This window comes from Thermococcus sp., from assembly GCF_027063845.1.
In the GTDB taxonomy this organism is placed as follows: domain Archaea; phylum Methanobacteriota_B; class Thermococci; order Thermococcales; family Thermococcaceae; genus Thermococcus.
On the sequence record NZ_JAMOQU010000102.1, the window covers coordinates 1 to 3,277 of the forward strand.

The 3,277-nt window shown below is 57.9% G+C and carries 5 protein-coding genes and 1 pseudogene; all 6 read left to right on the forward strand.

What is annotated here, in order from left to right; genetic code table 11:
• Positions 1-1,052, forward strand: a 1,052-nt coding sequence (locus MVO87_RS08095; RefSeq protein WP_297552847.1) for a 2-oxoacid:acceptor oxidoreductase subunit alpha, incomplete at its 5' end; no start/stop codon positions are given.
• Positions 1,052-1,912: a thiamine pyrophosphate-dependent enzyme gene (locus MVO87_RS08100; RefSeq protein ID WP_524540274.1), complete on the forward strand. Its 861-nt coding sequence runs from the start codon at positions 1,052-1,054 to the stop codon at positions 1,910-1,912. The genes MVO87_RS08095 and MVO87_RS08100, both read left to right, overlap by 1 nt.
• A complete protein-coding gene (locus MVO87_RS08105; RefSeq protein WP_297513013.1) occupies positions 1,905-2,180 on the forward strand; it encodes a nucleotidyltransferase family protein in 276 nt (91 codons plus the stop codon). Before MVO87_RS08100 ends, MVO87_RS08105 begins: the two co-directional genes overlap by 8 nt.
• A complete protein-coding gene (locus tag MVO87_RS08110) occupies positions 2,177-2,554 on the forward strand; it encodes a HEPN domain-containing protein (protein ID WP_297552849.1) in 378 nt (125 codons plus the stop codon). The genes MVO87_RS08105 and MVO87_RS08110 overlap by 4 nt, the downstream gene beginning before the upstream one ends.
• Before the next feature lie 2 nt (positions 2,555-2,556).
• The gene (locus MVO87_RS08115) at positions 2,557-3,069 is read left to right on the forward strand and encodes a 2-oxoacid:ferredoxin oxidoreductase subunit gamma (RefSeq protein WP_297552851.1); all 513 of its coding nucleotides are present in this window, start codon (positions 2,557-2,559) and stop codon (positions 3,067-3,069) included.
• Positions 3,066-3,277, forward strand: a pseudogene (locus MVO87_RS08120) (2-oxoacid:acceptor oxidoreductase subunit alpha); the annotation flags it as partial. The gene MVO87_RS08115 and the pseudogene MVO87_RS08120, both read left to right, overlap by 4 nt.

Genomic DNA, 3,277 nt, shown 5'->3' on the forward strand with positions numbered 1-3,277 from the left:
CGATAACCCCGTCGAGCGAGATAGCGGAGACGATGGCGCGCGAACTTCCGAAGCTCGGTGGCTACTACCTCCAGATGGAGGACGAGATAGGCAGTATAGCGGCCATGATTGGAGCATCTTGGACGGGCTTCAAGGTCATGACCGCAACGGCTGGCCCGGGCTTCTCGCTTATGCAAGAGAACCTTGGCTACGCCGTGATGACCGAGACCCCGCTCGTCCTAGTTGACGTCCAGAGGAGCGGGCCTTCAACAGGCCAGGCCACGAAGGGAGCACAGGGTGACTTCTTCCAGGCGAGGTGGGGAACGCACGGCGACCACCCGATTGTTGCCGTCTCTCCAACGAGCGGGCAGGATGCTTTCTGGGAAATCATCAGGGCATTCAACATCGCCGAGAGGCTCAGAACGCCGGTGGTGTTCCTCTTCGACGGTGTTCTCGCCCACACGAGAGAGCTCATCAAGATTCCCTACGTTGATGAGGTGGAGATAACCTACCGCAAGCTTCCCCGGGACGAGGAGGAAGCGAAGCTCCCCTTCGGCGACCCGCACGGAGACGGCGTCCCGCCGATGCCCCTCTTTGGACACGGCTACTTCACTCACGTGACGGGCTCGACCCACAAGGAGAACGGTTTGAGAGATGTTTACACGCCAGAGGTTCACGACAGGCTCGTGAGGAGAATTCACAGGAAGATAGAGAAGAACCGCGAAGTTTACGAGAAATACGAAGAGCACTTCACAGACGATGCAGAGATACTCGTCGTCAGCTGGGGGGTAACGGCAAGGCCCGCCCTCGGAGCTGTCCTGAAGGCGAGGGAGGCGGGAATAAAGGCCGGCCTCTTCGTGCCGAAAACGGTTCACCCGTTCCCCGGAGAAAGAATGAGGGAGCTCGGAAAGCGCGTTAGGGCCATACTCGTCCCCGAGATGAACCTCGGCCAGATGATTCTTGAAGTCCAGCGCTTCGTGAACGACGACGTTCTGCTCAAGGGAGTCAACAAGATTGGTGGCGTTCCCCTAACCGTTGAGGAAATCCTGCGCGAGATAAGGGGTGTTGCCTGATGCCCGAGATTTATTCCAAATACCCGATGGTTAAGTACCTCCGCAAGGAGGCCCTTCCGACGGCACTCTGTCCCGGCTGTGGCGGTGGAACCGTGCTGAACGCTTTTGCCAACGCTGTTGACCAGCTCAAGCTCGACCCGAGAGACTTGGTGGTCGTGAGCGGAATAGGCTGTTCCGCTTGGATAGCCTCGCCCTACTTCCTGGCGGATACCCTCCACACGACGCACGGAAGGGCGATAGCCTTCGCTACCGGCGTGAAGGTCGGTCTGCCGGACAAGAAGGTCGTCGTGATAAGCGGGGACGGCGATTTGGCGAGCATCGGCGGAAACCACCTGCTCCACGCCGCGAGGAGGAACATCGACATAACGGTTATTCTCGTCAACAACTTCATCTACGGAATGACGGGCGGACAGGTCGCTCCGACGACGCCCTTCGGGGCAAAAACAACAACAACTCCATACAGAAACATCGAGCACCCCCTCCAGATTTCTGAAACCATCGCGGCGGCCGGAGCGAGCTACGTGGCGAGATGGACCACCGCCCACGTTTACCAGCTCATAGAGAGCATCAAGAAGGCTCTAACCGTTAAGGGCTTCTCCCTCGTCGAGGTCATTTCGCAGTGTCCCGTCCAGTTCGGAAGGAGGAACAGGATGAAAGAGCCCGCTGAAATGCTCCGCTGGTTCCTGAAGAACAGCGTTCCGCTCGCGAAGGCCAGGAAGATGAAGCCTGAAGAGCTCGAGGGCAAGTTCGTCATTGGCGAGTTCGTCCACAGGCAGAGGCCCGAGTTCACCGAGGAGCTCAACAAGCTGATTGACGAGGTCCAGGAGCACTTCGGGCTTAAGGGTGGCGATGATGTTTGAGACCGTTGGGAAGAAAGTGAAGGAAGTCTTTGGGGACAGGGTTGAGGAGGTCATAATCTTCGGCTCCCGGGCGAGGGGTGACGCTAAACCCGAGAGCGACCTCGACGTCCTCGTGGTGCTCGATAAGATAGAGCCTGAGGACTGGGACAGGGCAGGAGAGCTCAGCGCCGAGCTAACGCTTGAGTTGGGGATTTCGGTCATGATTGTCCTTCACACGAGGAGGGACAGCCTCTACGAGACCGCCGCAAGGGAGGGCATAGCGGTATGAACGAGGAAATCATAGCGCTCATCAGGAGGGCGGAGGAGAGACTCAAAGCTTCCTGGGAGCTTTACTCCAAGGGCTACTACGGTTTCGCAATCTCAAGCGCATACTACTCGATGTTCTACTGCGCCAGGGCGCTTCTGCTCTCAAAGGGAGTCAATCCCAAGAGCCACGCGGGAGTTCATGCCCAGCTCGGAAAGGAGTTCGTGAAGACTGGGGTGCTTCCTGCTAAGCTCTACACTGCGTATTCAAAAGCCCTGAACATGAGGCATACGGCCGACTACGACGTTTTCGTTGAGTACACTGAGGGGGACGCCCGGGACGTTTTGAAAGGCGCGGAGGAGTTTTTGAAGTTCACGAAGGAGTATCTGGGGGTGTAAACATGCAGATTAGGCTCGCCGGAATCGGCGGTCAGGGCGTTGTGCTCGCGGGGGTAATACTCGGCGAGGCCGCCGCGATTGAGGGTTTGAACGTTCTTCAGACCCAGGACTACAGCTCCGCGAGCAGGGGAGGCCACTCAATAGCGGACGTCATAATCTCGAAGGAGCCGATTTACGACGTAATGGTCACGAGGGCAGACGTCCTCGTCGCTCTTCACCAGCTCGGCTACGACACCGTCAAGGACTCGCTGAAAGAGGACGGGCTCCTGATAATTGAGACCGATTTGGTCAAGCCAGATAGGGACTACGTCGGCGCGTCCTTCACCAGAATCGCCGAGGAGACCACCGGGCTCGCCCTGACGGTCAACATGGTCGCTCTCGGCTACCTTGTTGCGAAAACCAATGTTGTGAAGAAGGAGAGCGTCGAGGAAGCGATTAGGAGGCGCGTCCCGAAGGGGACTGAGGAGGTAAACATCAAGGCCTTCAGGGCCGGTTATGAGGAGGGATTGAAATGAGGTACCCGTTTCCGGTCGGCAAGTCCGACTTCATTCAGGGCGACGAGGCCATAGCGAGGGCGGCTATCTTAGCTGGTTGCAGGTTCTACGCAGGCTACCCGATAACGCCCGCCAGCGAGATATTCGAGGCGATGGCCCTGTACATGCCCCTCGTTGACGGTGTGAGCATACAGATGGAGGACGAGATAGCGAGCATAGCGGCGATAAT

Bases quoted from the DNA above. Each gene is read 5' to 3' on its own strand.
- MVO87_RS08100 (WP_524540274.1), top strand. From the start codon at position 1,052: ATGCCCGAGATTTATTCCAAATACCCGATGGTTAAGTACCTCCGCAAG.
- MVO87_RS08105 (WP_297513013.1), top strand. From the start codon at position 1,905: ATGTTTGAGACCGTTGGGAAGAAAGTGAAGGAAGTCTTTGGGGACAGG.
- MVO87_RS08110 (WP_297552849.1), top strand. From the start codon at position 2,177: ATGAACGAGGAAATCATAGCGCTCATCAGGAGGGCGGAGGAGAGACTC.
- MVO87_RS08115 (WP_297552851.1), top strand. From the start codon at position 2,557: ATGCAGATTAGGCTCGCCGGAATCGGCGGTCAGGGCGTTGTGCTCGCG.